A 26353-nucleotide genomic window follows, 5' to 3' on the forward strand; every position below is an offset into this window, starting at 1 on the left:
TTAACCGCGCGCGGCGGCGATCTTGATTAGCTTGGCGTAGTAGAAACCGTCATGCCCGCCCTCTTGCGCCAGCAACTGGCGCCCGTGGGGCTGTTTGATGCCGGCGGCAGGCTGCCCCAGTTGGCCGGCGATGTCCAACTCCCGTGCGCCCGGGGTGCGTTGCAAGAACGCCTGGATAACCTCGGTGTTTTCCGTCGGCAAGGTGGAGCACGTGGCGTAGAGCAGCACCCCGCCCACCTCCAGGGTCGGCCACAGGGCGTCGAGCAACTCGCCTTGCAGCACCGCGAGGGCGGCGATGTCGTCGGGTTGGCGGGTCAGTTTGATGTCCGGGTGGCGGCGGATCACCCCGGTGGCCGAGCACGGCGCGTCCAGCAGGATGCGCTGGAACGGCTTGCCGTCCCACCACGCGGCGGTGTCGCGGCCATCGGCGGCGATCAACTCGGCGCTCAGGCCCAGGCGCGCGAGGTTTTCCCGCACGCGCACCAGGCGCTTGGCTTCCAGGTCCACGGCCACCACGCCGGCCAGGGCCGGTTCGACTTCCAGGATGTGGCACGTCTTGCCGCCCGGCGCGCAGCAGGCGTCGAGCACGCGCTGGCCGGGGGCCAGGTCGAGCAGGTCGGCGGCCAGTTGCGCGGCTTCGTCCTGCACGCTGATCCAGCCTTCGGCAAAACCGGGCAACTGGCGCACGTCACTTGGCTCGTCGAGGATGATGCCGTCCTGGCTGAACACGCACGCCTTGGCGGCCACGCCTGCGGCGCTGAGCAAACCGAGGTACGCGTCGCGGCCATGATGGCGGCGGTTGACCCGCAGAATCATCGGCGGGTGGGCGTTGTTCGCCGCGCAGATGGCTTCCCATTGCTGAGGCCAGAAGGCCTTGAGGGATTTTTGCAACCAGCGCGGGTGGGCGGTGCGCACCACCGGGTCGTGCTCCAGCTCGGCCAACAGCGCCTCGCTTTCGCGCTGGGCGCGGCGCAACACGGCGTTGAGTAGGGCCTTGGCCCAGGGCTTTTTCAGCTTGTCGGCGCAACCCACGGTTTCACCGATGGCGGCGTGGGCCGGCACGCGGCTGTAGAGCAACTGGTACAGGCCCACCAGCAACAACGCCTCGACGTCGGCATCGGCAGCCTTGAAGGGTTTTTGCAGCAACGTGGCTGCCAGCGCCGACAACCGCGGCTGCCAGCGGGCGGTGCCGAAGGCCAGGTCCTGGGTGAAACCACGGTCGCGGTCTTGCACCTTATCCAACTGGGTCGGCAGCGAACTGTTGAGCGAGGCCTTGCCGCTGAGCACGGCGGCCAGGGCCTTGGCGGCGGCCAGACGCGGGTTCATTGGGCATCTGCCGCGTGGCCGAGGACGGTGCCCAGGGCGAACTTCTCACGGCGGCTGTTGAACAAATCGCTGAAGTTCAGCGCCTTGCCGCCGGGCAATTGCAGACGGGTCAGGCACAGCGCCTGCTCGCCACAGGCCACCACCAGGCCATCCTTGCTGGCGGCGAGAATCTCGCCCGGTGCGCCGTGGCCGTCGGCCAGGCTGGCGGCGAGCACTTTCAGCGCTTCGCCGTTGAGCGTGCTGTGGCAGATCGGCCACGGGTAGAAGGCCCGCACCAAGCGCTCCAACTCCAGCGCTGGGCGGCTCCAGTCGATACGCGCTTCGTCTTTGTTCAACTTGTGGGCGTAGGTGGCGAGGGCGTCGTCCTGCACTTCGCCTTGCAGGGTGCCAGCAGCGAGCCCGGCGATGGCTTGCAGCACGGCGGGCGGGCCGATTTGCGCGAGGCGGTCATGCAGGCTGCCGCCGGTGTCGGTGGCGCTGATGGGCGTGGCGACCTTAAGCAGCATCGGCCCGGTGTCCAGGCCCAGTTCCATGCGCATCACGGTCACGCCGCTTTCGGCATCGCCGGCTTGCACGGCGCGCTGGATCGGCGCCGCCCCGCGCCAGCGTGGCAGCAGCGAGGCGTGGCTGTTGATGCAGCCCAGGCGCGGAATATCCAGCACCGCTTGCGGCAAGATCAGGCCGTAGGCCACCACCACCAGCAGGTCGGGCTTGAGGGCCGCCAGTTCGGCTTGGGCCTCGGCGTTGCGCAGGGTTGGCGGTTGTAGCACGGCGATGTTGTGTTCCAGGGCCAGTTGCTTGACCGGGCTGGGCGCCAGTTTTTGCCCGCGGCCGGCCGGGCGGTCGGGCTGGGTGTACACGGCCACGATCTGGTAAGGGCTGTCGAGCAGGGCCTTGAGGTGTTCGGCGGCAAATTCGGGGGTGCCGGCAAAGACAATGCGCAGTGGCTCAGTCATGAAAGTTCTCGGTTGAAAACACGCGAAAAAGAAAAAGGCTTGCTGCAGCAAGCCTTTGAAAGAAGGGGATCAAGCTTGCTGGCGATGTTTCTTTTCCAGCTTCTTCTTGATCCGGTCGCGTTTGAGCGTGGACAGGTAATCGACGAACAACTTGCCGTTGAGGTGATCGCACTCATGCTGGATACACACCGCCAGCAGACCTTCGGCAATCTGCTCGAACGGCTTGCCGTCGCGGTCCAGGGCTTTGATCTTGACGCGCAACGGGCGCTCGACGTTCTCGTAGAACTCCGGCACCGACAGGCAGCCTTCCTGATACTCGCCCATTTCTTCGGTCAGCGGCTCGAACTCAGGGTTGATGAACACCTGGGGCGCGCTGCGATCTTCGGACAGGTCCATGACCACCACGCGCTTATGCACGTTGACCTGGGTGGCGGCCAGGCCGATGCCGGGGGCCTCATACATTGTTTCAAACATGTCATCGACCAACTGGCGCACCTCGGCGTCCACTACGGCCACCGGTTTGGCGACAGTGCGCAGGCGCGAGTCGGGAAATTCGAGGATGTTCAAAATGGCCATAAGCGTAATTGCTGCACGTGTGAAGTAAGGGCGAAATCGGCGGCCTGACGGGCGACCGGTGCCCAACGCGCTCCTGGGGGAGCGAGCCACGCGGGCTCAGGCGTTGGGCGCGAACGCACATAATAAAGGGATTCCCCCGATGTTGAAACGAGCAGTCGCCGTATGGGCGCTGCGAAGGGCCTGAAAAGGCCGGTGAAATCACAGATTCTCAACAAGTTACCAACAGACTTATCCACAGCTTGTTCCTTTTCCGAAGGGACTTATATCGATCAAGGATGATCCGATGCCCACACCTGCTCCCACCGTTCTATCCCCTGCCGAACTCGAGGCGCGCCTGCGCCTGCATCGCCTGCCGGAGCTCGGCCCGCGGCGTTTTTACACGCTGCTGCAAGCCTTCGGTTCGGCCTCCAAAGCCCTCAGCGCACCGGCCAGTGCCTGGCGCGCCTTGGGGTTGCCGGCGGCCTGTAGCGATGCCCGGCGCAACCCCCAAGTGCGCGACGGCGCCAGCCACGCATTGGCCTGGCTGGAGCGCCCGGGCCAGCATTTGCTGATGTGGGACCAGCCCGGCTACCCCGCGCTGCTGGCGGAAATTGACGATGCGCCGCCGCTGTTGTTCGTCGCAGGCGCGCCGCAGATTCTGGAAAAACCGCAGTTGGCGATGGTCGGCAGCCGCCGCGCGTCGCGCCCGGGCATGGACACCGCCGCTACGTTTTCCCGCAGCCTGGCCGGCGCCGGTTTTGTCATTACCAGCGGCCTGGCCCTGGGCATCGACGGCGCGGCGCACCAGGGCGCGCTGGACGTGGGCGGGCAGACTATCGGCGTGCTGGGCACGGGCCTGGAAAATTTTTATCCACAGCGCAATCGCACCCTCGCGCAAGCCATGATCGACGGCGGTAGCGCAGTGGTGTCCGAGTTCCCCTTGGAGACCGCGCCCAACGCCGCCAACTTCCCGCGGCGCAACCGCATCATCAGCGGGTTGTCCCTCGGCGTGCTGGTGGTGGAAGCCAGCGTGGCCAGCGGTTCGCTGATTACCGCGCGGCTGGCGGCGGAACAGGGCCGCGAGGTCTATGCCATTCCCGGCTCCATCCACCACCCCGGAGCGCGGGGTTGCCATCAGTTGATCCGCGATGGCGCGGTGCTGGTGGAAACCATCGAGCACGTGCTCGAAGCCCTGCGCGGCTGGCAGCAGCTACCGCCCTCCTGCGAGGCGGCGCCGGCGCCGAGCGATCACCCGTTGCTGGCGCTGCTGCACGCCGCGCCCCACACCAGCGAAGCCCTGGCCGCCGCCAGTGGCTGGGCCTTGCCCAAGGTGCTGGCGGCCCTGACAGAGCTGGAGATGGACGGCCGCGCCGTTTGCGAAGGCGCGCGCTGGCTGGCGCGCTAGGCTTTACCGGGAAGATCGGTAAACTGCGCGCAGCTTTCATTTTGGAGACTCAGCGATGGTCAATAGTTGGCGTGTGCAAGAGGCCGCACGAGAAATTCGCGCCGGGGCGGTGATTGCCTATCCAACCGAAGCCGTGTGGGGCCTGGGTTGCGACCCGTGGAACCTCGACGCGGTCGAGCGCTTGCTGATGCTCAAGGGCCGTTCGGTGGAAAAAGGCCTGATCCTGGTGGCGGACAACATCCGCCAGTTCGACTTTTTGTTCGAAGACTTCCCCGACCTGTGGATCGACCGCATGGCCAGCACCTGGCCGGGGCCCAACACCTGGCTGGTGCCCCACCGCGGGATGCTGCCGCAGTGGATCACCGGCGTACACGAAACCGTGGCCCTACGCGTCAGCGACCACCCGCAAGTGCGCGATTTGTGCTCGCTGGTCGGGCCGTTGGTGTCCACTTCGGCCAACCCTCAGGGCCGCCCGGCGGCGCGTACCCGGTTGCGGGTGGAGCAGTATTTTCGCGGGCAACTGGACCTGGTGCTGGGCGGGCGCCTGGGCGGGCGCAAGAACCCCAGCGTGATCCGCGACCTGGCCACCGGCCAAGTGGTGCGGGCGGGTTAGGGACTGCCCGCTCGCGATAGCGCCCTCAAGGCAACAGAATCGTCGACCCCGTGGTGCGCCGCGCCGACAGCTCGGTCTGCGCCTTGGCCGCTTCGGCCAGTGGGTATCGCTGGCTGATGTCTACCTTCAGCTTGCCGCTGGTGACCATGGCGAACAGCTCATCGGCCATGGTTTGCAGTGTTTCGGCGGTGTTGGCGTAAGTCGCCAGGGTCGGCCGGGTCACGTACAGCGAGCCCTTGGCCGCGAGGATCCCCAGGTTCACCCCTTCCACCGCGCCCGACGCATTGCCGAAACTCACCACCAAGCCCCGTGGCACCACGCTGTCCAGGGACGTCAGCCAGGTGTCCTTGCCGACGCCGTCGTACACCACGTCGCACTTTTTCCCGTCCGTCAGTTCCAGTACACGCTGTGCGACGTCTTCGCGGCTGTAGTCGATGGTCGCCCAGGCGCCGAGGGATTTGGCCAGCGCCGCTTTTTCGGGCGAGCTGACGGTGCCGATCAGCTTCACGCCCAGGGCCTTGGCCCACTGGCACGCCAGCGAACCCACGCCACCGGCCGCAGCGTGGAACAGGATGGTTTCGCCGCCCTGGAGGGCATAGGTCTGGCGCAACAGGTACTGCACCGTCAGGCCTTTGAGCATCACCGCCGCCGCTTGCTCGAAGCTGATGGCCTCGGGCAGATGCACCAGGTTGTTCGCCGGCAGCACATGCAGGTCGCTGTAGGCGCCCAACGGGCCGCTGCCGTACGCCACGCGGTCGCCCACCTTGAACCGGGTCACTTCGCTGCCCACCGCCTCCACCACCCCGGCGCCCTCGGCGCCCAGGCCCGAGGGCAAGGCCGGCGGCGCGTACAAGCCACTGCGAAAATAGGTGTCGATGAAGTTCAGGCCAATGGCCTTGTTGCGCACTTGCACTTGCTGGGGGCCGGGCGCGGCCGCTGAGTAGTCCACGTACTCCAATACGTCGGGGCCGCCATGGGCACGGAACTCAATACGCTTGGCCATCTGCACTGTCCTCGGGTCGGTTGGCAAAGGCTCCTATCGGACTCCTAAGCTTGATCTTCGTCAACTGCGGCGCACGCGAGCGCAGTGGTATGCTACGCGCCCATTTGCGCCGGCCTCAGGCTCCATACGAAGCGCCGTGTAGCTTTGCCCGATTCAAGGTGATGCCATGACTACCCGCACCGAGGCCGTAAAAGCCTACCTGCTCGACCTGCAAGACCGCATTTGTGCCGCCCTGGAAACCGAGGACGGTGGCACCCGTTTCGTCGAAGACGCCTGGACCCGGCCCGCCGGCGGCGGCGGTCGCACGCGAGTGATCGAAAACGGCGCGGTGATCGAGAAGGGCGGCGTCAACTTTTCCCACGTATTCGGCAGCGGCCTGCCGCCGTCCGCCAGCGCCCATCGGCCCGAGCTGGCCGGCCGTGGCTTCGAGGCGCTGGGGGTGTCCCTGGTGATCCACCCGCACAACCCCTATGTGCCAACGTCCCACGCCAACGTGCGCTTTTTCATCGCAGAAAAAGAAGGCGAAGAACCGGTGTGGTGGTTCGGCGGCGGCTTCGACCTGACCCCCTACTACGGCAACGACGAAGACTGCGTGCACTGGCACCGCGTGGCCGAACAGGCCTGCGCGCCGTTCGGCGCCGATGTCTACCCGCGCTACAAGGCCTGGTGCGACAGCTACTTCCACCTCAAGCACCGCAACGAACCGCGGGGCATCGGCGGCCTGTTTTTCGATGACCTGAACGAGTGGGATTTCGACACCTGCTTCGCCTTCATGCGCGCCATCGGCGACGCCTACATCGCCGCCTACCTGCCCATCGTCCAGCGCCGCAAGGCCCAGGCCTACAGCGAGCAGCAGCGCCAATTCCAGGAGTTGCGCCGCGGCCGTTACGTGGAGTTCAACCTGGTCTACGACCGTGGCACCCTGTTTGGCCTGCAATCGGGCGGGCGTACCGAGTCGATCCTCATGTCGTTGCCGCCGCAAGTGCGCTGGAGCTACGACTGGAAACCCGAGCCTGGCAGCGAAGAAGCGCGCCTGACCGACTACTTCCTGCAAGACCGCGACTGGCTGGCCTGACCGAGGAGATGCCCGATGGATCACTACGTCGTTTTCGGTAACCCGATTGCCCATAGCAAATCGCCGCTGATCCATCGCCTGTTTGCCCAGCAGACCGGTCAGCAACTGGCCTACGACACGCTGCTGGCGCCGCTCGACGATTTCGCCCACTGCGCCCGGGAATTTTTCCGCGAGGGGCGCGGCGCCAACGTCACAGTGCCCTTCAAGGAACAGGCCTATCGCCTGGCCACCCGCCTCACCGAGCGCGCCCTGCGGGCCGGTGCGGTCAACACCTTAAGCAAACTCGACGACGGCACACTGCTGGGCGACAACACCGACGGCGCGGGCCTGGTGCGCGACCTCACGGTCAATGCCGGGGTCAGCCTCAAGGGCAAGCGCGTGCTGCTGCTGGGCGCGGGCGGCGCGGTGCGTGGGGCGTTGGAGCCGTTGCTGGGCGAGCAGCCCTCGTCGCTGATAATCGCCAACCGCACCGTAGAAAAAGCCGAACTGCTGGCCGAACTCTTCGCCGACCTGGGGCCGGTGTCGGCCAGCGGTTTCGATTGGCTGCACGAATCGGTGGACGTGATTATCAACGCCACCTCCGCCAGCCTCGCGGGCGACCTGCCGCCGATTGCCAGCAGCCTGATCGAACCGGGCCACACGGTGTGCTACGACATGATGTACAGCCAGGCCCCGACCCCGTTCTGCCGCTGGGCCAGCGAACACGGTGCGGCGCTGTCGCTCGATGGCCTGGGCATGCTCGTCGAACAGGCCGGCGAAGCCTTCTACCTGTGGCGCGGCGTGCGCCCGGACACGGCGCCGGTGTTGGCGCAGTTGCGGCAGGGGTTGGCGCTATAGGGCTTCACCTCTCCTGGTGGGAGCGAGCCCGCTCGCGATGGCGCAGTGTCAGCCGACATCACCTTTTCTGACCCACCGCCATCGCGGGCAGGCTCGCTCCCACAGAGGCTGGCTCCCATAGCAAGAAACCCCTCAGTCCTCAAACCGAATCGGGCATTTCTGCGGCCCTTGCAGCTTCATCAATTCCTCCACCACCTGCGGCCTTGCGCGGCGCAGGGTCAGGCTGCGGCCCTGCTGCAATAGGCGCCGCGCTTCCTGGTGGAGCATCTCCACCCCTGAGTAGTCGATAAAGTTGATCTGCTGCGCGTCGATCACCACCCGCGCGCCGTGCAAGCGTTGCAGGCGCACTTGCAGGTAATGGCTGGCGCCGAAAAAAATCGACCCGCCGACCCGCAGCACATCGTCCTCGCCCTCGCGCAACTGCTGCACCCGTGGCTGCGACGTGCGCTTGAGGTAGAAAAACAGCGACGCCAGCACCCCGGCGTAAATCGCCGTTTGCAGCTCCAGCAACAGGGTCGCCAGGCAGGTCAGCAGCATCACCACGAACTCCGCGCGGCTGACCCGCAGCAGTGCGCGAATGCCGCGCACATCCACCAGCCCCCAACTGATAAGCACAATGCTCGCTGCCATGCTCGGCAGCGGTATATGGGCGATCAACCCTGCCCCGGCCACGGCGAACAGCGCCACCCACAGCGCCGAAAACACCCCGGCCAGCGGCGAGCAGGCACCCGCCTCGTAGCTCAACCCGGAGCGGGTGAAGGAGCCAGCCGACAACGAGCCGGAGAAAAACCCACCGACGATATTGGACAAGCCCTGGGCACGAACTTCCTGGTTAGCGTCGAGAAGTTGCTGGGAACGTGCGGCGATCGAACGGGCAATCGACAGGCTGGTGACCAGCCCCAGCATGCCCACCGCCACCGCGCTGGGCAGCAGGCGCAGGATCAAGTCCAGGTCCAACGGCAAAGCGCTGAACGGCGGCAAGCGCCCGACAAACCCGCTGACCCGTTGCACATGGCCAAACAGCCCCGGCCACAGCCACACCAGCAGGCTGCTGGCCACCAGGCTCAGCAGCAGCGTCGGCCAGCGCGGCAGCAAACGCTTGAGGCCGATGCCCAGGGCCAGGGTCAGCAGGCCCAGGGCCAGCGACGGGCGGTCGATGTGCCCAGCCTCGCGCAGCAGCGCCAGCAGGCTGTTGATCGCGGTCGCCTGGTTCGGCACCTCCAGCCCCAACAGGTTGGGCAACTGCCCCAGGGCAATCACCACCGCCGCGCCGAGGGTGAAGCCCAGCACCACGGCATGGGAGACGAAATTCACCAGCGCGCCGAAGCGCAACATCCCCAGCAGCCACTGGAAAATGCCCGCCAGCAGGGTCAGCAACAGGATCAGGGTCACGTAGTCCTGCGTCCCCGGCACCGCCAAGGGGCTGACACTGGCGTACAGCACGATGGAAATCGCCGCCGTCGGCCCGCAGATCAAATGCCACGACGAGCCCCACAAACAGGCGATCAACACCGGCACGATCGCCGCGTACAAACCGTATTCCGGCGGCAGGCCGGCGATCAGCGCATAGGCGATCGACTGCGGCAACGCCAGGATCGCCCCGCTCAACCCGACGATAGCGTCGCGGCCCACGCTGGCGCGGGTCTGGCGCGGCAGCCAGGCGAGGAAGGGAAACAACTGATGGCGAGTGGGCACAGCCATGGGGCCTCGAAGGTGGGGGGAGGTGGCCAAAGAGTATCAGGTGGCGGGTTGACGGGGGGCGGACCCTAAGGAGCCCAACCCTGTGGGAAAGCGCTATGGGAGAGCGCTGTGGGAGCGAGCCTGCTCGCGATAGCGGTATACCTGCCGTCATGGTTGCTGGCTGTACTGCCGCCATCGCGAGCAGGCTCGCTCCCACAGAACCTGCCCCACAGAAAAAACCGCCAAGCAAAAACCAGGCATTAAAGCCTGGCCTTAACCGCCGCCAACGCCTCCTGCCCATCCAGGGTTTTCACCCCCTCCAGCCATGCGTCCAGCACCGCCGGGTTGGCCTGGAGCCAGGCCTTGGCCGCGGCGCCGTTGCTGGTTTTGTCGTTGGCCACGGCGGCCATGATGCTGTTTTCCATGGCCTGGGTGAATGTCAGGTTGTTCAGCAACCTGGCCACGTTCGGGCAGGCCTGGGCATAACCCTTGCGGGTCAGGGTGTGGACGCTGCCGGTGGCGCCAAAGTACTTTTCGCCGCCCTTGAGGTAGCGCATGTTCAGTTGCACGTTCATCGGGTGCGGCGTCCAGCCCAGAAAGGCCACGAAGCGCTGGCGCTTCACTGCCCGCCCTACCTCGGCCAGCATCGCCTGCTCGCTGGATTCCACCAGTTTCCAGCGGCCCAGGTCGTAATCGTTTTTCTTGATGATCTCTTGCAGCGACAAGTTGGCCGGGGCGCCGGCGCCGATGCCATAGAGCTTGCTGCCAAAGCGCTCGGCAAACCGATTGAGGTCGGCAAAATCCTGCACGCCGGCCTCCCACACATAGTCGGGTACGGCCAGGGTGAACTCGGTGCCGTCCAGGTTTTTCGCCAGTTGGGTGACCTCGCCCGAGGCCACGAACTTGTCGTAAAAGCCCTGCTGCGCCGGCATCCAGTTGCCCAGGAACACATCCACCTGGCCGTCCTTGAGGCCGCCGAAAATGATCGGCACCGCCAGGGTATCGACCCTGGGCTTGTAGCCCATGCCTTCGAGCACAAACCCAGTGAGGGCATTGGTGGCGGCGATGTCGCTCCAGCCCGGGTCGGCCATTTTCACCGTCTCGCAGCCCGGTTCGGCCTGGGCCGCCGCGCAGCCCAAGGCCAGCAACCCGGCCAGCAGTCCTGTGGATAACCTTTGCATGTGCATCCCCTTACGTTATTGGAGTGGGCAGGGTTGTGGATAACGTGCCTTGCGCTCCAGGTCATCGAGGTCGATGTGGTTGCGCATGTACTGCTGGCTGGCGTCTACCAGCGGCTGGTGGTCCCAGCTCTTGAGTTGGCCCACGGCCAATGCCTGGGCCACGAAGCGGCGGCGGCGCTGGCTGGCCAGCACCTGGGCGGTGATGGCGGGGATGTTCCACTTGGCCCGCGCCTCGGCGAGAAAAGCGTCGAAAAGCGGGCGATGTGGCGGCGATTGGCTGAGTTCTTCCTGTTCCTGGGGGTCGTTGTGCACGTCGAACAGCAAGCACGGGTCGTCCTCGCTGTAGATGAACTTGTAGGCGCCCCGGCGGATCATCATCAGCGGGCTCACGGTGCCTTCGGCCATGTACTCGCCGAACACCTCGTCGTGCCCGCTGCCGCCCTGCAAATGCGGCACCAGCGAGCGGCCATCCAACGCCAGCCCCGGCGCCACCTCGCCCCCGGCCAACTCCACCAGGGTGGGCAGCAGGTCGGCAGTCGATACCGCCGCCCGCACCCGCCCCGCCGCGAATTGCCCCGGCGCCCACACCAGCAGCGGCACGCGGGCGGCCATCTCGAACCAGTGCATTTTGTACCAAAGCCCGCGCTCGCCGAGCATGTCGCCATGGTCGCCCGAGAAGACAATCAGGGTGTCGTCCAACAGCCCGGTTTCGTCGAGGGTTTGCAGGAGTTTGCCGACGTTGTCGTCGATATAGCTGCACGCACCAAAATAGGCACGGCGCGCGTCGCGGATCTTATCCACAGGCAGCGGCTTGTCCCACAGGTCGTAAACCTTGAGCAAGCGTTGGGAATGAGGGTCTTGCGCTGCCTGAGGGGGCGTGTGCGGCAGTGGGATTTCATCGTCGCGGTACAAATCCCAATACGCCTTGGGGATGGTGTACGGGTCGTGGGGGTGGGTCATCGACACCGTCAGGCAAAACGGCTGGTCGCCGGCCTCGCGCACATGGTCGTACAAATACTGGCGCGCCTTGAACAGCACCTCTTCGTCGAAATCCAGTTGGTTGGTGCGCACGCACGGGCCGGCCTGCAGCACCGAGGCCATGTTGTGGTACCAGGTGGGGCGCACATCCGGCTCGTCCCAGTTCACCGCCCAGCCGTAGTCGGCCGGGTAAATGTCGCTGGTGAGGCGCTGTTCGTAGCCGTGCAACTGGTCGGGGCCGCAAAAGTGCATCTTGCCCGACAGCGCCGTGCGGTAGCCCAGGCGCCGCAGGTAGTGGGCATAGGTCGGTACATCGGCGGGGAAATCCGCCGCGTTGTCGTAGGCGCCGATCTTGCTCGGCAACTGGCCGCTGACCAGGGTAAAGCGCGACGGCGCGCACAGGGGGCTGTTGCAGTACGCGGCGTCGAACACCACACCCTGGGCGGCGAGGCGGCTCAAATTCGGCAGCTTGATGGGCGATGGCCCGTAGAAGGGCAGCATGGGCGCGGCCATTTGATCGGCCATGATGAAAAGAATGTTCTTGCGCTTCATGGGTTCGCGGCATTCCATAGTCGACAGTTATGCGAAAGTGCTGGGGCCGAGAATGTAGCCCGCGCACTGAGCGGTAAAGCCCACGCAAGGCAATGACTAGGATAAGCACAGCTTATGTATGAAGCCCTTGGCGATTTGTCCCTGGACCTGCTGCGCGCCTTTGAGGCCGCAGCGCGCCAGCGCAGTTTTACCGCGGCGGCGGTGGAGCTGGGCACCACCCAACCGGCCATCAGCCAGCAGATCAAACGGCTCGAAGAACAGTTGGCCACGCGCCTGTTCGACCGCATCTACCGCGGCATCGAACTGACCGAGGCCGGCGCGCTGCTGCTGGAGCACGTGCAGGCCGGGTTGCAGCACATCGACACTGGTTTGCTGGCTATCGGCAATCAGGGCCAGCATGAAGTGCTGCAAGTGGCCACCGACTTTGCCTTTGCCGCCTATTGGCTGATGCCGCGCCTGCACCGCTTTCACGCCGCCTACCCCCAGGTGGACGTGAGCCTGGTGACCAGCGAGCGCAACCACACCATGCTGCGCCCCGACATCGACGTGGCCGTGTGGTTTGGCGACGGCCGCTTCAAGCAGGGCGACAGCCATTGGCTGTTCAACGAAGAAGTGTTTCCGGTGTGCAGCCCGCTGCTGCTCAAGGGCCGCGCCCTGCCCTTGCCGGCCGCTAGCCTCACCGACCTGCCGCTGCTGCACTTGCGCGGTGAAGCCAGCAGCCATTGGTTCGACTGGGCCGGGGTGTTTCGCGCCTTGGGCCTGCACGCCGCGCCGGCGCCTGGGCAATTGCGTTTCGACAACTACACGCTGCTGATCCAGGCTGCGATTGGTGGCCAGGGCGTGGCCATTGGCTGGCGTCACCTGGTGGATAACTTGCTGGCCCAAGGTCTGCTGTGCCGGCCGATTGCCGAAAGTGCCGCCTCGGGGTTTGGCTACCACGTGGTGCTGCCGGCCCGTAAACGGCGCGGGGCGCTGATCCAGAGCTTTGTCGATTGGCTGATGGCCGAGCACCGCGCCGACACCCTGGCGGGGATGGCCCTGCCGGCTATCGCGGTGTAGCGTGGCGGCTGGGTAAAAAATCTGACATCCAGAGAGCGCTATGCAACGGATCAAGGGCTACCACGCCCACATCTACTACGACGCCAACACCCTCGAACAAGCCCGCCAGTTGTGCGAAACCGCCACGGGGCTGTTCGACGTGCACATGGGCCGCCTCCACGAACGCCCCGTGGGCCCGCACCCGGACTGGAGCTGCCAACTGGCCTTCGGCCCCGAAATCATCGGCGTGATGCTGCCGTGGCTGGCGCTGAACCGTAATGGCCTGGTGGTGTTTTTGCACCCCAACACCGGCGACGACCTGGCCGACCACACCGACTACGCCGTGTGGATGGGCGCGATACGGCCGTTGGATTTGAGCGTTTTTTGAGCGGCTAATCCCCGCCCCGCTATCGAACAACCCCCTGTGGGAGCGGGCCCTGCCCGCGATGGCGGTGTGTCATTCGGCGAGGTTGTTGGCTGTGCCGGTGCCATCGCGAGCAGGCTCGCTCCCACAGTGAATGATGGGCGCGATACGGCCGTTGGATTTGAGCGTTTTTTGAGCGGCTAAGCCCCGCCCCGCTATCGAACAACCCCCTGTGGGAGCGGGCCCTGCCCGCGATGGCGGTGTGTCATTCGGCGAGGTTGTTGGCTGTGCCGGTGCCATCGCGGGCAGGCTCGCTCCCACAGGTTTTGTGGTGTTTGGGGAGTTTTCCTTCAGGTTGTGGCGCGGGTGGTGAACTTGTGGGCGGCAAAACCGGGGGCTAGTCTGCGCCGGTCATCGCTCAATCGGTGACACGGACGTGCAAGTCCGACTCGGCCCACAATCGCTTATGGCTATTCATCGAGCATTTTTCTATGCTCGCGAACCGTTATGGCGGCTGTGTGTGGGAGGCCTTCGGGCCTGCCGGGTTCCGAGTCCGGTCTTGCACACCTGCGCACAGCCGCCACCTCTTTCGAAGCAAGCGAAACGGTGTTGGCTCCTTAATTACTCGGAGCTAAAACATGTTCAAACCCACCCCCAACCCGCCCGAAGACCTCAGCGTTTCCCCCTACGCATCCGCCGATTCCCCGCGTTTCCACGAGGCCGCCGAGCGTGCCCTGGATTTTCACTTGCGCCCCGACACCCCGCGCCCGTGCCCGCCTGAAACTCTGTTCAGCGTGGTGCCCGATACCCACGCCGAAACGCTGCTGGCCAACGCCTACCAAACCCTGACCTCGGCCAATGCCATGGCCTGCGACCTGGCGTTCGACCTCGACGGCTCGCGCCGCCATGTGGCGCTGGCGATCCAGCAGATGATCGAGTTGGGCCAGTTGCTGGTGAACCGGGTGTTGGATGTGGAACACGGCCACGGCTAAAACCGCTGCCCCTGTGGGAGCGGGCCCTGCCCGCGATGGGGTGTGTCATTCGGCGAGGTTGTTGGCTGTGCCGCTGCCATCGCGGGCAGGCTCGCTCCCACATGAGGGGCCTGCTCAATAAAAAAGGGGTTCAGGCAGCGTGCCTGAACCCCTTTTTAGCTAGCGCCTAACACCTTTAGGCGCCACGCGCCCCGCGTACGCCTTGGGCCAGTGCGGCGCACAGGCTCAGTACGCCGTCCACGGCTTGTTCGTCGCTGGTGGCGTTGGCGATGTGGTCGATCAGGGCCGAGCCCACCACCACGCCGTCGGCCAACCGGGCGATGGCGGCGGCTTGCTCGGGGGTGCGGATGCCGAAGCCGATGCTGATGGGCAGGTCGGTGTGGCGGCGCAGGCGTGCCACGGCTTCTTCGACGTGTTCCAGGGTGGCGGCGCCGGCGCCGGTCACGCCCGCCACCGAGACGTAGTACACAAACCCGGAGCTGCCGTTGAGCACGGTAGGCAGGCGTTCATCGTCGGTGGTCGGGGTGGTGAGGCGGATAAAGTCCAGGCCCGCCGCTTGCGCGGGGTCGCACAGCTCGCCGTTATGCTCGGGCGGCAGGTCCACCACGATCAAACCGTCCACGCCCGCCTCTTTGGCCTCGCTGATGAAGCGCGGCACGCCGTAGTGGTGGATGGGGTTGAAGTAGCCCATCAGCACCAGGGGCGTATCGCTGTTGCCCTGGCGGAACTCGCGCACCATTTGCAGGGTTTTGGCCAGGTTCTGCTTGGCGCCCAGGGCGCGGATGTTGGCCAGTTGGATGGCCGGGCCGTCAGCCATGGGGTCGGTGAAGGGCATGCCCAACTCGATCACGTCGGCGCCGGCGGCGGGCAGGCCCTTGAGGATGGCCAGCGAGGTGTCGTAGTTGGGGTCGCCGGCGGTGACGAAGGTCACCAGGGCGGCGCGGTTTTGTTGCTTGAGCTGGGCGAAGCGGGTGTGCAGGCGGCTCATCAGTGTTTCTCCTGCTGGGTGTGTTCCATGTGGTGCATGACGGTTTGCATGTCTTTGTCGCCGCGCCCGGAGAGGTTGACCACCATCAGGTGATCCTTGGGCAGGGTCGGGGCGCGCTTGAACACTTCGGCCAGGGCGTGGGCGCTTTCCAGTGCGGGAATAATCCCTTCCAGGCGACAGCATTTGTGAAAGGCGTCGAGGGCTTCGTCGTCGGTGACCGAGGTGTATTCGGCACGGCCGATATCGTGCAACCAGGCGTGTTCCGGGCCGATGCCGGGGTAGTCCAGGCCGGCGGAGATGGAGTGGGCGTCGATGATCTGGCCGTCGTCGTCTTGCAGCAAAAAGGTGCGGTTGCCGTGCAGCACGCCGGGTACGCCGCCGTTGAGGCTGGCCGCGTGCTTGCCGGTGTCGATGCCGTAGCCGGCCGCTTCGACGCCGATGATTTGCACGCTCTGGTCATCCAAAAACGGGTGGAACAGGCCCATGGCGTTGGAGCCGCCGCCGATGCACGCCACCAGGCTGTCGGGCAGGCGCCCTTCCTGGGCTTGCAACTGGTCGCGGGTTTCCTTGCCGATCACGGCTTGGAAGTCGCGCACCATGGCCGGGTACGGGTGCGGGCCGGCCACGGTGCCAATCAGGTAGAAGGTGCTGTCGACGTTGGTCACCCAGTCGCGCAGCGCTTCGTTCATGGCGTCTTTGAGGGTGCCGGTGCCGGCCACCACCGGGATCACGGTGGCGCCCAGCAGCTTCATGCGGAACACGTTGGCCTGCTGGCGCTCGATGTCGGTGGTGCCCATGTAGATCACGCAGTCGAGGCCGAACCGCGCGGCCACGGTGGCGGTGGCCACGCCGTGCATGCCGGCGCCGGTCTCGGCGATGATGCGTTTTTTGCCCATGCGCCGCGCCAGCAGGATCTGGCCGATGCAGTTGTTGATCTTGTGGGCGCCGGTGTGGTTGAGCTCTTCGCGCTTGAGGTAGATCTTGGCGCCGCCGCAGAACTCGGTCAGGCGTTCGGCGAAGTACAGCGGGCTGGGGCGCCCGACGTAGTCGCGCTGGAAGTAGGCTAATTCTTCAATGAAGGCCGGGTCGACTTTGGCCGCTTCGTATTCGCGGGCCAGTTCGAGGATCAACGGCATCAGGGTTTCTGCCACGTAGCGGCCGCCGAAGTCGCCGAACAGGCCGTTGGCGTCGGGGCCGTTACGCAGGTTTTGCGGGTGATGGGGCTGGGTCATGACGCGCTCCAGGGGCATTCGTTAAGTGACAATGGCGTTCACTCTACCCCTGCCGCCGGGGGCTGAAAACCGATAAGATCGCCGCAACCTGTCAGGAAAACTCACATTTACCATGCGCCAAGACCTGCCCCCGCTCAACGCCCTGCGCGCCTTCGAGGCCACCGCCCGCCTCAATAGCGTGAGTAAGGCCGCCGAACACCTGCACGTAACCCACGGTGCCGTCAGCCGGCAGTTGAAGGCGTTGGAGGAGCACCTGGGGGTGGGCCTTTTCGTCAAGGAAGGGCGCGGCCTTAAACTCACAGATGCCGGTGTGCGCCTGCGCGATGCCAGTACCGAGGCCTTCGAGCGCTTGCGCACGGTGTGCGCCGAGCTGAGCCAGAGCACGGCGGATGCGCCCTTTGTGTTGGGCTGCTCGGGTAGCTTGCTGGCGCGCTGGTTTATTCCGCGGTTGGGGCGCTTGAACGCCGATTTGCCGGATTTACGCCTGCACCTGTCGGCCGGTGAAGGCGACCTGGACCCGCGCCGCCCGGGGCTGGACGCGCTCTTGGTGTTCGCCGAGCCGCCGTGGCCGGCGGATATGCAGGTATACGAGTTGGCCAGTGAGCGCATCGGCCCGGTGATGAGCCCGCGTTGCGCGGCCTACGAGGCGTTGCGCGAGGCCCCCGCTAGCGCCTTGCTGGGAGAGGCGTTGCTGCACACCACCTCGCGGCCCCAGGCCTGGCCCAGTTGGGCACGGCAAAGCGACCTCGACGCCGGGGCGCTGAAGTTCGGGCAGGGGTTTGAGCATTTGTACTACTTGCTGGAAGCGGCGGTGGCCGGTTTGGGCGTGGCGATCGCCCCTGAGCCGTTGGTGGCCGAGGACCTGCGCGCCGGGCGCCTGGTTGCGCCGTGGGGTTTTTGCCAAACCCCGGCGCAACTGGCGTTGTGGCTACCCAAGCGCGCCGCGGACGGGCGCGCTCGGCAGTTGGCGCAGTGGCTCAAAAATGAGCTGCGCCAGCAGGCTTAGTCGCCGCGTTTGCACATCAAGTAAGCGGCCAGCAGGCCCAGGGCACCGACCGCGACACCGGCAGTGGTCCAGGGGTGTTGCTGGGCATAGTCGCGGGTGGCGATCCCGGTTTCGCGGGTTTTGACTTTGACTTCTTCATAAGCGTCGCTGAGCAGGTGGCGCGAATGCTTCAGCGCGTTCTCGGCGTTGCTTTTGAGGGCCTTGAGGGTTTTACGCGACTCGTCGGAGGCATCGTCTTTGAGGCTTTCCAGGGATTTGAGCAGACTCTCGATTTCCGCTTCCATGCTTTGCAATGAGGCTTTGCGTAAAGAAGTGTTGGCCATGGTGGCTCTCCTGCATTGGTTGAGTGGCGTGTGAAGGTTCGGACTCCAGGGGTTTGGGAAAGTGCAGAAATTCTGACCTTTCGTGAAGAAACGCCTGTCACAAGTATTCGCCCTATTCGCTGCTAGGCTTTGACCTACGCCAAAGGAGATCGCTATGACAGACCATCACACCTACAAGAAAGTGGAACTGGTAGGGTCGTCCCCCACCAGCATCGAAGACGCCATCAACAATGCCCTGGCCGAGGCCAGCAAGAGCATCAAGCACTTGGAATGGTTCGAGGTGACCGAAACCCGCGGCCATATCAAGGACGGCAGAGCGGCGCATTTTCAGGTCACCCTCAAGGTGGGGTTTCGCATCGCCAATAGCTGAGGCGCTGAACTTGTACGCTGGCCGATTGCCATAGGAATGGCAAAGCGCTATCCGGCCGCGGGCATTGGGCCCGCCGCCGAGGTTTTTTAATCCGACCAGGGAATGTGATCGATGAAGAAGTTTGTACTGGCTGTAGGTTTGTTGAGCCTGGCGGGCACCGCCCTGGCTGCGGGCAAGCCGTGCGAAGAGTTGAAAAGCGAAATCGCCGCGAAGATCAATGCCAATGGTGCGTCGGGTTATTCGCTGGAGATCGTGGAAAAAGGCGCGGACGCTGACGGCAAAGTCGTCGGCACCTGCGAGGCAGGCACTAAAGAGATCGTCTACAAGCGCGGCTAGTGCTTGTGCTGAACCCCCGTGGGAGGCCTGCGTGCCGCCATCGCGAGCAGGCTCGCTCCCACAAAGGAAGAATGAACATCCCACCCAGACCACTGTTCAACTGTGGGAGCGGGCCTGCTCGCGATGACGCCATTGCAGCCGCCACAAGCCCATTGCCCGGCCCGCTCCCCCATCATCTGCGGTTCACCTAACCGCCATCACCCCTTCATCACCTGCGCCAGCAATTCATAGGAATGCAGGCGATCAGCGTGTTCGTACAAGTCGCAGGTAAAGATCAGTTCATCGGCCCCGGTCTGTTCGATCAGCACCTGCAGTTTGGCGCGGATTTTTTCCGGGCTGCCGACCATCGCCAGGCCCAGGAAACTGGCCACGGCTTCTTTTTCATGGGGCAACCACAAGCCGTCCATGGTGCTGACCGGTGGGCGCTGCACCAGGCTTTGGCCGCGCATCAGGGCCAGGATGCGTTGGTACACCGAGGTGGCCAGGTAATCGGCCTGCTCGTCGGTGTCGGCGGCCACCAGCGGAATGCCGAGCATCACGTAGGGCTTATCCAACACGGCCGAAGGCTTGAAGTGGTTGCGGTAAACGCGAATGGCTTCGTGCATGTAGCGCGGTGCGAAATGTGAGGCGAAGGCGTAAGGCAACCCTCGTTCGCCCGCCAGTTGGGCGCTGAACAGGCTCGAACCCAGCAGCCACACCGGCACGTTGGTGCCCGTACCCGGCACGGCGATGACTTTTTGCTCCGGGGTGCGCGGGCCGAGGTACGCCATCAGTTCGGCCACGTCGTCCGGGAAATCGTCGGCGCTGCCCGAACGTTCGCGGCGCAAGGCGCGGGCGGTCATTTGGTCGGAACCGGGCGCGCGGCCCAGGCCCAGGTCGATTCGCCCGGGGTAGAGGCTTTCCAGGGTCCCGAACTGTTCGGCGATGACCAACGGCGCATGGTTGGGCAACATCACCCCGCCGGAGCCGACGCGGATGGTCGAGGTGCCACCGGCCAGGTAGCCGAGCAGCACGGAGGTGGCGGAGCTGGCGATGCCGTCCATGTTGTGGTGTTCGGCCACCCAAAAGCGGTGATAGCCGAACTTCTCGACGTGTTGCGCCAGATCCAGGGAGTTGCGCAACGATTGCGCCGGGCTGCCATCGGCGCGCACGGGCACCAGGTCGAGGGTCGAGAACTTGATATCGGACAGTTGCTTCATAAACCTGCGTCTCCAGTGAGGGGTTTGCAGGTTTTTTGTCACGCGCCAAAACCTGCCGATTTCGATAAGCCTGCTTCATGCAATGTGGGCATATACCCGAGATTCAATAGCGGACGCGAATTTACCTACCAGACGGGTAGCGATTTCTGATGAGGTGAACTTTGGCGGCTCTTCTATCCTCAGAACCCTAGTAACGCAAAACCCCACAGGCGCGATCTTTCGCGCCGAACCTGAGGAGACAGCGATGAGCATCACGAAGAAAGCATCGGCCCACTGGGCAGGCGACTTGAAAACCGGCATCGGTTCCATTTCTACCGAAACCGGTGTGTTGCGCGAGGCGCCTTACGGTTTCAAGGCACGTTTCGAGGGCGGCAAGGGCACCAACCCGGAAGAGCTGATCGGCGCCGCGCATGCGGGCTGCTTTTCCATGGCGTTTTCCATGATCCTGGGCGACGCGGGCCTGAAGGCAGACAGCATCGACACTCAGGCCGAAGTCACCCTGGACAAGCTCGACGATGGCTTTGCCATCACCGCCGTGCATTTGATTCTCAAGGCCAAAATCCCCGGCGCCACCCAGGCGCAATTTGAAGAACTGAGCAAAAAAGCCAAAGAGGGCTGCCCGGTTTCCAAGGTGCTGAACGCCAAGATCACCCTGGACGCGACCCTGGTGGGCTGATCCGCGTAACCGTGGGTTCACATGTGTGGTGCAATGGGCCTTCGCGGCTTTGGCGCAGGGCCCTGCGCACCGCATTCAGGGAGTTGGCACATGAAAGGTTTTGCTTTGGCGGTAATCGGCTTGGCGCTGAGCACTTCGGCGTTGGCTGCACCTAAACCTTGTGAAGAACTCAAGGCCGAGATCGAGGCCAAGATCCAGGCGCAAGGCGTTGCTTCATACACCCTGGAAGTCGTCCCCAACGCTGATGTACACGACCAGAACATGGTGGTCGGCAGTTGCGAGAACGGCACCCGGAAAATCATCTATCAAAAGAACGACCGCTGAGCCCACTCAGGGCACGCAGTGGATCGCCCGCTCGGTGGCGACGATCTCGCCCCGGGCGTTGAGCAGCCGGGCGCTGGGGGTGAAGGCCAGTGAACGGGCCTCCAACCGATAGCGCTGGCCGGCCTCGAAATGCTCGTACGGCACGGTCATGTAGCACAGGCGCTCGCGCGGTTCGGTGGTCATGAGCATGCCGCCGCCCATGACTTCAAAGTCAAAACGCACGGTCAGTTCATGGCGCCCCGGCGTCACCTGGAAGTAGCGCCCGTCCGGCAGCCGTTGGTTGTCCAGGCGATCGGCCATCAGCACTTTGCCGCCGGGCGATGGGGTGGCGAAGTCGACCCAGGCCATCTGTGGGTTTACGGCGGGCAGTGGCGTGGCGACGCACGCTGTGAGGGTGGTGCAGGCGAGGAACAACAAGGCTAGGCGCATGGCAGGCATCCGGACGGTCAGGGGCTGAGCATAGCGCCGATCCGCCTCGGGTATGAAGGTGCACTTGGCGTAGCGGCAAACAGGCGCGATAGTCGTGCGCTGCGCCACTCACGGGAAGATTGGAATTTGATAAGGCAAAACAGACGCCTTGGGCTATTTGCGCTCTTGTTGCCCGCCGTGCTGCTCAACGGCTGCGCCAGCCTGAGCTATTACGGCCAATTGGCCCAAGGCCAGCTACGCCTGCTCAACGCCCGCGTGCCGGTGGCCGAGGTGGTCGCCGACCCGGCCCGCGACCCGACCTTGCGCGCGCACTTGGCGCAATCACAAAAGGCTCGGGCCTTTGCCAGCGAACAGCTGCATTTGCCGGATAACCAGAGCTACCGGCTTTACGCCGATATCGGCCGCCCGTTTGTGGTGTGGAATGTGTTCGCCACGCCGGAGTTTTCCCTGAGCCCGCAAAACCACTGCTTCCCGATTGCCGGTTGCGTGGCCTATCGCGGCTATTACAGCCAGAGCGGCGCCCGGGGCGAGGCGGCGCTGCTTGCCCAACAAGGGCTGGACGTGTCGATTGGCGGGGTCGAGGCCTATTCCACCCTGGGCTGGTTCAATGACCCGATCCTTAGTTCGATGCTGGGTTGGGGCGACGAACGCCTGGCCACGCTGATCTTCCATGAGCTGGCGCATCAGCGTGTCTACGTGAAAGACGACACGTCGTTCAATGAGTCCTTCGCCTCCTTCGTTGAGCAGGAAGGCACCCGGCAATGGCGCTCGGCCCGGGGCCTGGCGCCGGCCGGCGATGCGCAGGGCCGCCAGCGCGAGCAGTTCATTGCGTTGGTGCTCGACAGCCGCGCGCGCCTGGAGCGCTTGTACGCCTCGCCCCTGTCCGCCGAAGCCATGCGCCAGGGCAAGGCCGCCGAATTCGAGCGCTTGCGCCGCGAGTACCGGCACCTGCGCGAGCACCAATGGGCTGGGTCCAAGCGCTACGACGCCTGGGTCAATGCGCCACTGAACAACGCCCGTTTGCTGCCCTTTGGCCTCTACGACCAATGGGTGCCGGCGTTTGCGGCGCTGTTCCAGCAGGCCCAGGGCGATTGGCCGGCGTTTTACCGTGCAGTGCAAACCCTGGGCGCCCTGCCCGCGCACGCGCGCCAGCAACGGCTTGAGGGCTTGTTGGCGGCAGCGCGCCAATAGCGGGTGCGCAGCCATTCACCACCCTTGTCATTCGCCAGCCCCCGCAAGAGCACTAACGCGGCAAAAACGCCTCATGCAATTGGGCCAGGGTTTGGAAGTGATAAGTCGGTTGTTCGGCGCTCAACTCTTCGTGGCTGCCAAAACCGTAGCCCACGGCGGCGGCGTCCAGGCCATTGGTTTTGGCGCCGATCAGGTCGTGTTTGCGGTCGCCGATCATCAAGGTGTGGGCGGGGTCGAGGCCTTCTTCGCGCATGAGGTGGGCGATCAATTCGACCTTGTTGGTGCGGGTGCCGTCCAGTTCGCTGCCGTAGACCACCTTGAAGTGTTTGGCGAAGTCGAAGTGGCGGGCGATTTCCCGGGCGAACACCCAGGGTTTTGAGGTGGCGATATATAGCTGGCGCCCTTGCCCGCTGAGGGTTTCCAGCAATGGGGTGACGCCGTCGAACACACGGTTTTCGTACAGGCCGGTGACCTTGAAACGCTCACGGTAGAAGTTCACCGCCTCCCAAGCCTTGGCCTCGTCGAAGTCGTAAAACTGCATAAAGGCTTGTAGCAGGGGCGGGCCGATAAAGTGTTCGAGCTTGCTCAGGTCCGGCTCGTCGATGCCTAGGTTGGCCAGGGCGAACTGGATCGAGCGGGTGATGCCTTCGCGCGGGTCGGTGAGGGTGCCGTCGAGGTCGAACAAAACGGTTTGGTAGTGCATGGAAAATCCTGATTGAGGGCGAGGCAAGGTCAGGCCTGGTCGAAACCTTCGGCCAGGTGCAAGTCCTTGAGCTTCACGTAGTTCGCCGCGCTGTAGGTGAAAAAGGCACGTTCCTTGTCAGTCAGTGGGCGGGCCTGCTTGACCGGGCTGCCCACATACAGAAAGCCGCTGGCCAGGCGTTTGCCCGGCGGCACCAGGCTGCCGGCGCCGATGATGACGTCGTCCTCCACCACCGCGCCGTCCATCACGATGCTGCCCATGCCGATCAGCACCCGGCTGCCGACGGTGCAGCCGTGGAGCATGACTTTGTGGGCGATGGTCACGTCGTCACCGATCAGCAGCGGGAAGCCATCGGGGTTGAATGGGCCGGCGTGAGTAATGTGCAACACACAGCCGTCCTGCACGCTGGTGCGCGCGCCGATGCGGATGCGGTGCATGTCGCCGCGGATCACCGTTAAAGGCCAAACCGAGCTGTCTGTGCCGATTTCAACGTCGCCGATGACCACCGCCGAGTGATCGACAAAGGCGCGTTCAGCCAGGGCCGGGCGGCGGTTCTGGTAGGTACGAATGGCCAAGTGAATTTCCCTCAGTGACATTTATTAATGGGGCTTATAGCTGCGGCGGGCGTCGATTGTAATTAAGATGGCCCGATGTTTCTTCCAGCCAAGGTGCCCACCGTGAGCGTGAACAACCCTCTTTTGCAGCCCTACGACCTGCCGCCGTTTTCGGCGATCCGTGCCGAGCATGTGCAACCGGCCATCAAACAGATCCTGGCTGACAACCGCGCTGCCATCGCGCAAATCCTCGAAGCACAAGGCCAGCAGCCTACCTGGGCTGGCCTGGTATTGGCCATGGACGAGCTCAATGACCGCCTCGGCGCCGCTTGGAGCCCGGTCAGCCACCTCAACGCGGTGTGCAACAACGCCGAGCTGCGCGAAGCCTACGAGGCTTGTTTGCCGGCACTGAGCGCCTACTCCACCGAAATGGGCCAGAACCGTGCGCTGTTCCAGGCCTTTGAAGCCCTGGCCAACAGCCCGCAGGCGGCCGGTTTCGACGTGGCGCAGAAAACCATCCTCGAACATTCCCTGCGTGACTTCCGCTTGTCGGGTATCGACCTGCCGCCCGCCGAGCAACAGCGCTATGCCGAGGTGCAAAGTAAGTTGTCGGAGCTGGGCAGCCGCTTCTCCAACCAACTGCTGGACGCGACCCAGGCTTGGAGCAAAAACATCACCGACGAAGGGCTGCTGGCAGGCCTGACCGATTCGTCCAAGGCGCAAATGGCCGCGGCGGCCCAGGCCAAAGGGCTCGACGGTTGGCTCATCAACCTGGAGTTCCCGTGCTACTACGCGGTGATGACCTACGCCCAGGACCGTGCGTTGCGCGAGGAAGTCTACGCCGCCTACTGCACCCGTGCGTCGGACCAAGGCCCGAATGCCGGTCAGAACGATAACGGCCCGGTGATGGAAGAAATCCTCGACCTGCGTCAGGAATTGGCCAAGCTCCTGGGTTTCGCCAGTTTTTCCGAACTGAGCCTGGCCACCAAAATGGCTGACTCCAGCGATCAGGTGTTGAGTTTCCTGCGTGACCTGGCCAAGCGCAGCAAGCCATTTGCCGCCCAAGACCTGGAACAGCTCAAGGCTTACGCCGCCGAACAGGGTTGCCCCGACCTGCAAAGCTGGGACAGCGGTTTCTACGGCGAAAAACTGCGCGAACAGCGCTACAGCGTGGCCCAGGAAACCCTGCGCGCCTACTTCCCGATCGACAAGGTGTTGGGCGGCCTGTTCACCATCGTGCAACGCCTGTACGGCATCGAAATCACCGAACTGAGCGGTTTCGACACCTGGCACCCGGATGTACGCCTGTTTGAGATCAAGGAAAACGGCCAGCACGTGGGGCGCTTTTTCTTCGACCTTTACGCCCGGGCCAACAAGCGCGGTGGCGCCTGGATGGACGGCGCCCGCGACCGCCGCCGCACCCTGGAGGGCGTGTTGCAAAGCCCGGTGGCGAACCTGATATGTAACTTCACCCCCGCTGACAGCGGCAAGCCTGCGCTGCTGACCCACAATGAAGTGACCACCCTATTCCATGAGTTTGGCCATGGCTTGCACCACCTGCTGACCCGCGTCGAACACGCCGGTGTCTCGGGCATCAACGGCGTGGCCTGGGATGCGGTCGAGCTGCCGAGCCAGTTCATGGAGAACTGGTGCTGGGAGCCTGAAGGCCTGGCGCTGATTTCCAGTCACTTCGAGACCGGCGAACCGCTGCCCCAAGACCTGCTGGAAAAGATGCTGGCGGCGAAAAACTTCCAGTCCGGCCTGATGATGGTGCGCCAACTGGAGTTCTCGCTGTTCGACTTCGAACTGCACGCCACCCACGGCGATGGCCGCAGCGTGGCGCAGGTGCTCGAAGGCGTACGCGACGAGGTTTCGGTGATGCGTCCACCGGCCTACAACCGCTTCCCCAACAGCTTTGCCCACATTTTTGCCGGCGGTTACGCGGCGGGTTACTACAGCTACAAGTGGGCGGAAGTGCTGTCGGCCGATGCGTTTTCCAAGTTCGAGGAAGATGGCGTGCTTAACCCGCAGACTGGCCGTGCGTTCCGCGAGGCGATCCTGGCGCGCGGTGGCTCCCAGGCCCCGATGGTGCTGTTCGTCGATTTCCGCGGCCGCGAGCCGTCGATTGACGCACTCTTGCGCCATAGCGGCCTGACCGAGGACGCAGCAGCATGAGTGAAGGGCCAGTGATAACGAAAAAACGCTTTATCGCCGGAGCGGTCTGCCCGGCGTGTAGCGAGTCGGACAAGTTGATGATGTGGAGCGAGGACGATGTCCCGCACCGCGAATGCGTCGCCTGCGGTTACTCGGATGTGCTCAACGAACAGGGCCTGTCGGTGCCCAAGGAGTTGGGCACGCGGGTCAACACCACCGCATTGAAGGTGCCGGATGCGAAGGTGCAGGCTGTGCAGTTTTTCCCCAATCCGAAATTGAAAAAAAACAACTGATAGATTCAAACCTGCCAGGT

At 64.3% G+C, this 26353-nt stretch carries 29 protein-coding genes; 15 read left to right on the forward strand and 14 right to left on the reverse strand.

The window, feature by feature from the left end:
- The 3 genes from rsmB to def form a co-directional block, all read right to left on the reverse strand.
- Nucleotides 1-1326 (reverse strand): 16S rRNA (cytosine(967)-C(5))-methyltransferase RsmB, encoded by a 1326-nt coding sequence (rsmB, locus tag AC19YR_RS12385; protein WP_095110203.1) that lies wholly within the window; start codon nucleotides 1324-1326, stop codon nucleotides 1-3.
- Nucleotides 1323-2282, reverse strand: a complete 960-nt coding sequence (fmt, locus tag AC19YR_RS12390) for a methionyl-tRNA formyltransferase (RefSeq protein ID WP_500598646.1) — start codon at nucleotides 2280-2282, stop codon at nucleotides 1323-1325. Before fmt ends, rsmB begins: the two co-directional genes overlap by 4 nt.
- Nucleotides 2283-2351: 69 nt before the next feature.
- Complete coding sequence (def, locus tag AC19YR_RS12395; RefSeq protein ID WP_095110206.1) at nucleotides 2352-2858, reverse strand: peptide deformylase; 507 nt, start codon at nucleotides 2856-2858, stop codon at nucleotides 2352-2354.
- 283 nt (nucleotides 2859-3141) lie between these two features.
- Here def and dprA point away from each other — a divergent pair, with 283 nt between their 5' ends.
- On the forward strand, nucleotides 3142-4242 hold the full coding sequence (gene dprA, locus AC19YR_RS12400; RefSeq protein WP_500598648.1) for a DNA-processing protein DprA: 1101 nt from the start codon (nucleotides 3142-3144) through the stop codon (nucleotides 4240-4242).
- A 55-nt stretch (nucleotides 4243-4297) separates the two neighbouring features.
- Complete coding sequence (gene tsaC, locus AC19YR_RS12405) at nucleotides 4298-4855, forward strand: L-threonylcarbamoyladenylate synthase type 1 TsaC (RefSeq protein ID WP_095110211.1); 558 nt, start codon at nucleotides 4298-4300, stop codon at nucleotides 4853-4855.
- 25 nt (nucleotides 4856-4880) lie between these two features.
- On the opposite strand, the gene AC19YR_RS12410 is transcribed toward tsaC, so the two are convergent.
- Nucleotides 4881-5858 carry an NADPH:quinone reductase gene (locus tag AC19YR_RS12410; RefSeq protein ID WP_500598650.1) on the reverse strand — a complete coding sequence of 326 codons (978 nt, stop codon included), beginning with the start codon at nucleotides 5856-5858 and terminating at the stop codon, nucleotides 4881-4883.
- A 166-nt stretch (nucleotides 5859-6024) separates the two neighbouring features.
- Here AC19YR_RS12410 and hemF point away from each other — a divergent pair, with 166 nt between their 5' ends.
- The gene (hemF, locus tag AC19YR_RS12415; RefSeq protein ID WP_500598652.1) at nucleotides 6025-6933 is read left to right on the forward strand and encodes an oxygen-dependent coproporphyrinogen oxidase; all 909 of its coding nucleotides are present in this window, start codon (nucleotides 6025-6027) and stop codon (nucleotides 6931-6933) included.
- A 15-nt stretch (nucleotides 6934-6948) separates the two neighbouring features.
- The gene (aroE, locus tag AC19YR_RS12420) at nucleotides 6949-7770 is read left to right on the forward strand and encodes a shikimate dehydrogenase (protein WP_095110217.1); all 822 of its coding nucleotides are present in this window, start codon (nucleotides 6949-6951) and stop codon (nucleotides 7768-7770) included.
- A gap of 132 nt (nucleotides 7771-7902) precedes the next feature.
- Here the strand turns inward: aroE and AC19YR_RS12425 are convergent, their stop codons facing one another.
- From AC19YR_RS12425 to betC, 3 genes are all read right to left on the reverse strand, one after another.
- Nucleotides 7903-9471 carry a SulP family inorganic anion transporter gene (locus AC19YR_RS12425; protein WP_500598654.1) on the reverse strand — a complete coding sequence of 523 codons (1569 nt, stop codon included), beginning with the start codon at nucleotides 9469-9471 and terminating at the stop codon, nucleotides 7903-7905.
- A 239-nt stretch (nucleotides 9472-9710) separates the two neighbouring features.
- Nucleotides 9711-10631, reverse strand: a complete 921-nt coding sequence (choX, locus tag AC19YR_RS12430) for a choline ABC transporter substrate-binding protein (protein ID WP_095110223.1) — start codon at nucleotides 10629-10631, stop codon at nucleotides 9711-9713.
- Between the two features lie 15 nt (nucleotides 10632-10646).
- Nucleotides 10647-12161 (reverse strand): choline-sulfatase, encoded by a 1515-nt coding sequence (betC, locus tag AC19YR_RS12435; RefSeq protein ID WP_095110226.1) that lies wholly within the window; start codon nucleotides 12159-12161, stop codon nucleotides 10647-10649.
- Between the two features lie 114 nt (nucleotides 12162-12275).
- On the opposite strand from betC, the gene AC19YR_RS12440 reads away from it, so the two are divergent.
- From AC19YR_RS12440 to AC19YR_RS12450, 3 genes are all read left to right on the forward strand, one after another.
- Nucleotides 12276-13220 carry a choline sulfate utilization transcriptional regulator gene (locus tag AC19YR_RS12440; RefSeq protein WP_500598656.1) on the forward strand — a complete coding sequence of 315 codons (945 nt, stop codon included), beginning with the start codon at nucleotides 12276-12278 and terminating at the stop codon, nucleotides 13218-13220.
- A 40-nt stretch (nucleotides 13221-13260) separates the two neighbouring features.
- Complete coding sequence (locus AC19YR_RS12445; RefSeq protein WP_500598657.1) at nucleotides 13261-13587, forward strand: DOPA 4,5-dioxygenase family protein; 327 nt, start codon at nucleotides 13261-13263, stop codon at nucleotides 13585-13587.
- Between the two features lie 614 nt (nucleotides 13588-14201).
- Nucleotides 14202-14555, forward strand: a complete 354-nt coding sequence (locus AC19YR_RS12450; RefSeq protein WP_095110231.1) for a DUF6124 family protein — start codon at nucleotides 14202-14204, stop codon at nucleotides 14553-14555.
- 175 nt (nucleotides 14556-14730) lie between these two features.
- Here the strand turns inward: AC19YR_RS12450 and trpA are convergent, their stop codons facing one another.
- Entirely contained in the window at nucleotides 14731-15543 is an 813-nt protein-coding gene (trpA, locus tag AC19YR_RS12455; RefSeq protein WP_095110232.1) for a tryptophan synthase subunit alpha, read from the reverse strand.
- Nucleotides 15543-16775 carry a tryptophan synthase subunit beta gene (trpB, locus tag AC19YR_RS12460; RefSeq protein ID WP_500598659.1) on the reverse strand — a complete coding sequence of 411 codons (1233 nt, stop codon included), beginning with the start codon at nucleotides 16773-16775 and terminating at the stop codon, nucleotides 15543-15545. The genes trpA and trpB overlap by 1 nt, the downstream gene beginning before the upstream one ends.
- A 112-nt stretch (nucleotides 16776-16887) precedes the next feature.
- Here trpB and AC19YR_RS12465 point away from each other — a divergent pair, with 112 nt between their 5' ends.
- Nucleotides 16888-17781 (forward strand): LysR family transcriptional regulator, encoded by an 894-nt coding sequence (locus AC19YR_RS12465; protein WP_095110234.1) that lies wholly within the window; start codon nucleotides 16888-16890, stop codon nucleotides 17779-17781.
- On the opposite strand, the gene AC19YR_RS12470 is transcribed toward AC19YR_RS12465, so the two are convergent.
- Nucleotides 17778-18104 carry an ElaB/YgaM/YqjD family protein gene (locus AC19YR_RS12470; RefSeq protein ID WP_095110235.1) on the reverse strand — a complete coding sequence of 109 codons (327 nt, stop codon included), beginning with the start codon at nucleotides 18102-18104 and terminating at the stop codon, nucleotides 17778-17780. The two genes, AC19YR_RS12465 and AC19YR_RS12470, sit on opposite strands and share 4 nt — an antisense overlap.
- A 154-nt stretch (nucleotides 18105-18258) precedes the next feature.
- Here AC19YR_RS12470 and AC19YR_RS12475 point away from each other — a divergent pair, with 154 nt between their 5' ends.
- Together AC19YR_RS12475 and AC19YR_RS12480 are read left to right on the forward strand one after the other, a co-directional pair.
- On the forward strand, nucleotides 18259-18474 hold the full coding sequence (locus AC19YR_RS12475) for a dodecin (protein ID WP_095110237.1): 216 nt from the start codon (nucleotides 18259-18261) through the stop codon (nucleotides 18472-18474).
- A gap of 111 nt (nucleotides 18475-18585) precedes the next feature.
- Entirely contained in the window at nucleotides 18586-18810 is a 225-nt protein-coding gene (locus AC19YR_RS12480) for a DUF1161 domain-containing protein (RefSeq protein WP_500598661.1), read from the forward strand.
- Nucleotides 18811-19007: 197 nt separating this feature from the next.
- Here the strand turns inward: AC19YR_RS12480 and AC19YR_RS12485 are convergent, their stop codons facing one another.
- Nucleotides 19008-20009 carry an LLM class flavin-dependent oxidoreductase gene (locus AC19YR_RS12485; protein WP_500598663.1) on the reverse strand — a complete coding sequence of 334 codons (1002 nt, stop codon included), beginning with the start codon at nucleotides 20007-20009 and terminating at the stop codon, nucleotides 19008-19010.
- Between the two features lie 244 nt (nucleotides 20010-20253).
- Here AC19YR_RS12485 and AC19YR_RS12490 point away from each other — a divergent pair, with 244 nt between their 5' ends.
- Together AC19YR_RS12490 and AC19YR_RS12495 are read left to right on the forward strand one after the other, a co-directional pair.
- Nucleotides 20254-20685, forward strand: coding sequence for an OsmC family protein (locus AC19YR_RS12490; protein ID WP_500598665.1), 432 nt, complete (start codon nucleotides 20254-20256; stop codon nucleotides 20683-20685).
- 90 nt (nucleotides 20686-20775) lie between these two features.
- Nucleotides 20776-21009 (forward strand): DUF1161 domain-containing protein, encoded by a 234-nt coding sequence (locus AC19YR_RS12495; protein ID WP_095110243.1) that lies wholly within the window; start codon nucleotides 20776-20778, stop codon nucleotides 21007-21009.
- Nucleotides 21010-21015: 6 nt separating this feature from the next.
- On the opposite strand, the gene AC19YR_RS12500 is transcribed toward AC19YR_RS12495, so the two are convergent.
- Nucleotides 21016-21438, reverse strand: coding sequence for a PA0061/PA0062 family lipoprotein (locus AC19YR_RS12500; RefSeq protein ID WP_095110244.1), 423 nt, complete (start codon nucleotides 21436-21438; stop codon nucleotides 21016-21018).
- A 168-nt stretch (nucleotides 21439-21606) separates the two neighbouring features.
- On the opposite strand from AC19YR_RS12500, the gene AC19YR_RS12505 reads away from it, so the two are divergent.
- Nucleotides 21607-22629 carry an aminopeptidase gene (locus AC19YR_RS12505; protein WP_095110365.1) on the forward strand — a complete coding sequence of 341 codons (1023 nt, stop codon included), beginning with the start codon at nucleotides 21607-21609 and terminating at the stop codon, nucleotides 22627-22629.
- 52 nt (nucleotides 22630-22681) lie between these two features.
- On the opposite strand, the gene AC19YR_RS12510 is transcribed toward AC19YR_RS12505, so the two are convergent.
- Nucleotides 22682-23332 carry an HAD family hydrolase gene (locus AC19YR_RS12510; RefSeq protein ID WP_095110246.1) on the reverse strand — a complete coding sequence of 217 codons (651 nt, stop codon included), beginning with the start codon at nucleotides 23330-23332 and terminating at the stop codon, nucleotides 22682-22684.
- A 29-nt stretch (nucleotides 23333-23361) separates the two neighbouring features.
- On the reverse strand, nucleotides 23362-23907 hold the full coding sequence (locus AC19YR_RS12515; protein ID WP_095110248.1) for a gamma carbonic anhydrase family protein: 546 nt from the start codon (nucleotides 23905-23907) through the stop codon (nucleotides 23362-23364).
- 75 nt (nucleotides 23908-23982) lie between these two features.
- On the opposite strand from AC19YR_RS12515, the gene prlC reads away from it, so the two are divergent.
- A complete protein-coding gene (gene prlC / locus AC19YR_RS12520) occupies nucleotides 23983-26061 on the forward strand; it encodes an oligopeptidase A (RefSeq protein WP_500598666.1) in 2079 nt (692 codons plus the stop codon).
- A complete protein-coding gene (locus AC19YR_RS12525) occupies nucleotides 26058-26333 on the forward strand; it encodes a YheV family putative zinc ribbon protein (RefSeq protein ID WP_095110249.1) in 276 nt (91 codons plus the stop codon). The genes prlC and AC19YR_RS12525 overlap by 4 nt, the downstream gene beginning before the upstream one ends.
- Nucleotides 26334-26353 lie beyond the last annotated feature (20 nt).

It is taken from the genome of Pseudomonas sp. MF08817 (assembly GCF_059862705.1).

Bases quoted from the DNA above. Each gene is read 5' to 3' on its own strand.
- AC19YR_RS12410 (WP_500598650.1), bottom strand. From the start codon at position 5,858: ATGGCCAAGCGTATTGAGTTCCGTGCCCATGGCGGCCCCGACGTATTG.
- AC19YR_RS12440 (WP_500598656.1), top strand. From the start codon at position 12,276: ATGTATGAAGCCCTTGGCGATTTGTCCCTGGACCTGCTGCGCGCCTTT.
- fmt (WP_500598646.1), bottom strand. From the start codon at position 2,282: ATGACTGAGCCACTGCGCATTGTCTTTGCCGGCACCCCCGAATTTGCC.
- choX (WP_095110223.1), bottom strand. From the start codon at position 10,631: ATGCAAAGGTTATCCACAGGACTGCTGGCCGGGTTGCTGGCCTTGGGC.
- AC19YR_RS12500 (WP_095110244.1), bottom strand. From the start codon at position 21,438: ATGCGCCTAGCCTTGTTGTTCCTCGCCTGCACCACCCTCACAGCGTGC.
- AC19YR_RS12475 (WP_095110237.1), top strand. From the start codon at position 18,259: ATGACAGACCATCACACCTACAAGAAAGTGGAACTGGTAGGGTCGTCC.
- AC19YR_RS12480 (WP_500598661.1), top strand. From the start codon at position 18,586: ATGAAGAAGTTTGTACTGGCTGTAGGTTTGTTGAGCCTGGCGGGCACC.
- tsaC (WP_095110211.1), top strand. From the start codon at position 4,298: ATGGTCAATAGTTGGCGTGTGCAAGAGGCCGCACGAGAAATTCGCGCC.
- dprA (WP_500598648.1), top strand. From the start codon at position 3,142: ATGCCCACACCTGCTCCCACCGTTCTATCCCCTGCCGAACTCGAGGCG.
- prlC (WP_500598666.1), top strand. From the start codon at position 23,983: ATGTTTCTTCCAGCCAAGGTGCCCACCGTGAGCGTGAACAACCCTCTT.
- AC19YR_RS12510 (WP_095110246.1), bottom strand. From the start codon at position 23,332: ATGCACTACCAAACCGTTTTGTTCGACCTCGACGGCACCCTCACCGAC.
- AC19YR_RS12470 (WP_095110235.1), bottom strand. From the start codon at position 18,104: ATGGCCAACACTTCTTTACGCAAAGCCTCATTGCAAAGCATGGAAGCG.
- rsmB (WP_095110203.1), bottom strand. From the start codon at position 1,326: ATGAACCCGCGTCTGGCCGCCGCCAAGGCCCTGGCCGCCGTGCTCAGC.
- AC19YR_RS12450 (WP_095110231.1), top strand. From the start codon at position 14,202: ATGTTCAAACCCACCCCCAACCCGCCCGAAGACCTCAGCGTTTCCCCC.
- AC19YR_RS12495 (WP_095110243.1), top strand. From the start codon at position 20,776: ATGAAAGGTTTTGCTTTGGCGGTAATCGGCTTGGCGCTGAGCACTTCG.
- AC19YR_RS12485 (WP_500598663.1), bottom strand. From the start codon at position 20,009: ATGAAGCAACTGTCCGATATCAAGTTCTCGACCCTCGACCTGGTGCCC.
- AC19YR_RS12425 (WP_500598654.1), bottom strand. From the start codon at position 9,471: ATGGCTGTGCCCACTCGCCATCAGTTGTTTCCCTTCCTCGCCTGGCTG.
- trpB (WP_500598659.1), bottom strand. From the start codon at position 16,775: ATGACCCAGCCCCATCACCCGCAAAACCTGCGTAACGGCCCCGACGCC.
- AC19YR_RS12525 (WP_095110249.1), top strand. From the start codon at position 26,058: ATGAGTGAAGGGCCAGTGATAACGAAAAAACGCTTTATCGCCGGAGCG.
- AC19YR_RS12490 (WP_500598665.1), top strand. From the start codon at position 20,254: ATGAGCATCACGAAGAAAGCATCGGCCCACTGGGCAGGCGACTTGAAA.
- trpA (WP_095110232.1), bottom strand. From the start codon at position 15,543: ATGAGCCGCCTGCACACCCGCTTCGCCCAGCTCAAGCAACAAAACCGC.
- AC19YR_RS12445 (WP_500598657.1), top strand. From the start codon at position 13,261: ATGCAACGGATCAAGGGCTACCACGCCCACATCTACTACGACGCCAAC.
- AC19YR_RS12465 (WP_095110234.1), top strand. From the start codon at position 16,888: ATGCGCCAAGACCTGCCCCCGCTCAACGCCCTGCGCGCCTTCGAGGCC.
- hemF (WP_500598652.1), top strand. From the start codon at position 6,025: ATGACTACCCGCACCGAGGCCGTAAAAGCCTACCTGCTCGACCTGCAA.
- betC (WP_095110226.1), bottom strand. From the start codon at position 12,161: ATGAAGCGCAAGAACATTCTTTTCATCATGGCCGATCAAATGGCCGCG.
- aroE (WP_095110217.1), top strand. From the start codon at position 6,949: ATGGATCACTACGTCGTTTTCGGTAACCCGATTGCCCATAGCAAATCG.
- def (WP_095110206.1), bottom strand. From the start codon at position 2,858: ATGGCCATTTTGAACATCCTCGAATTTCCCGACTCGCGCCTGCGCACT.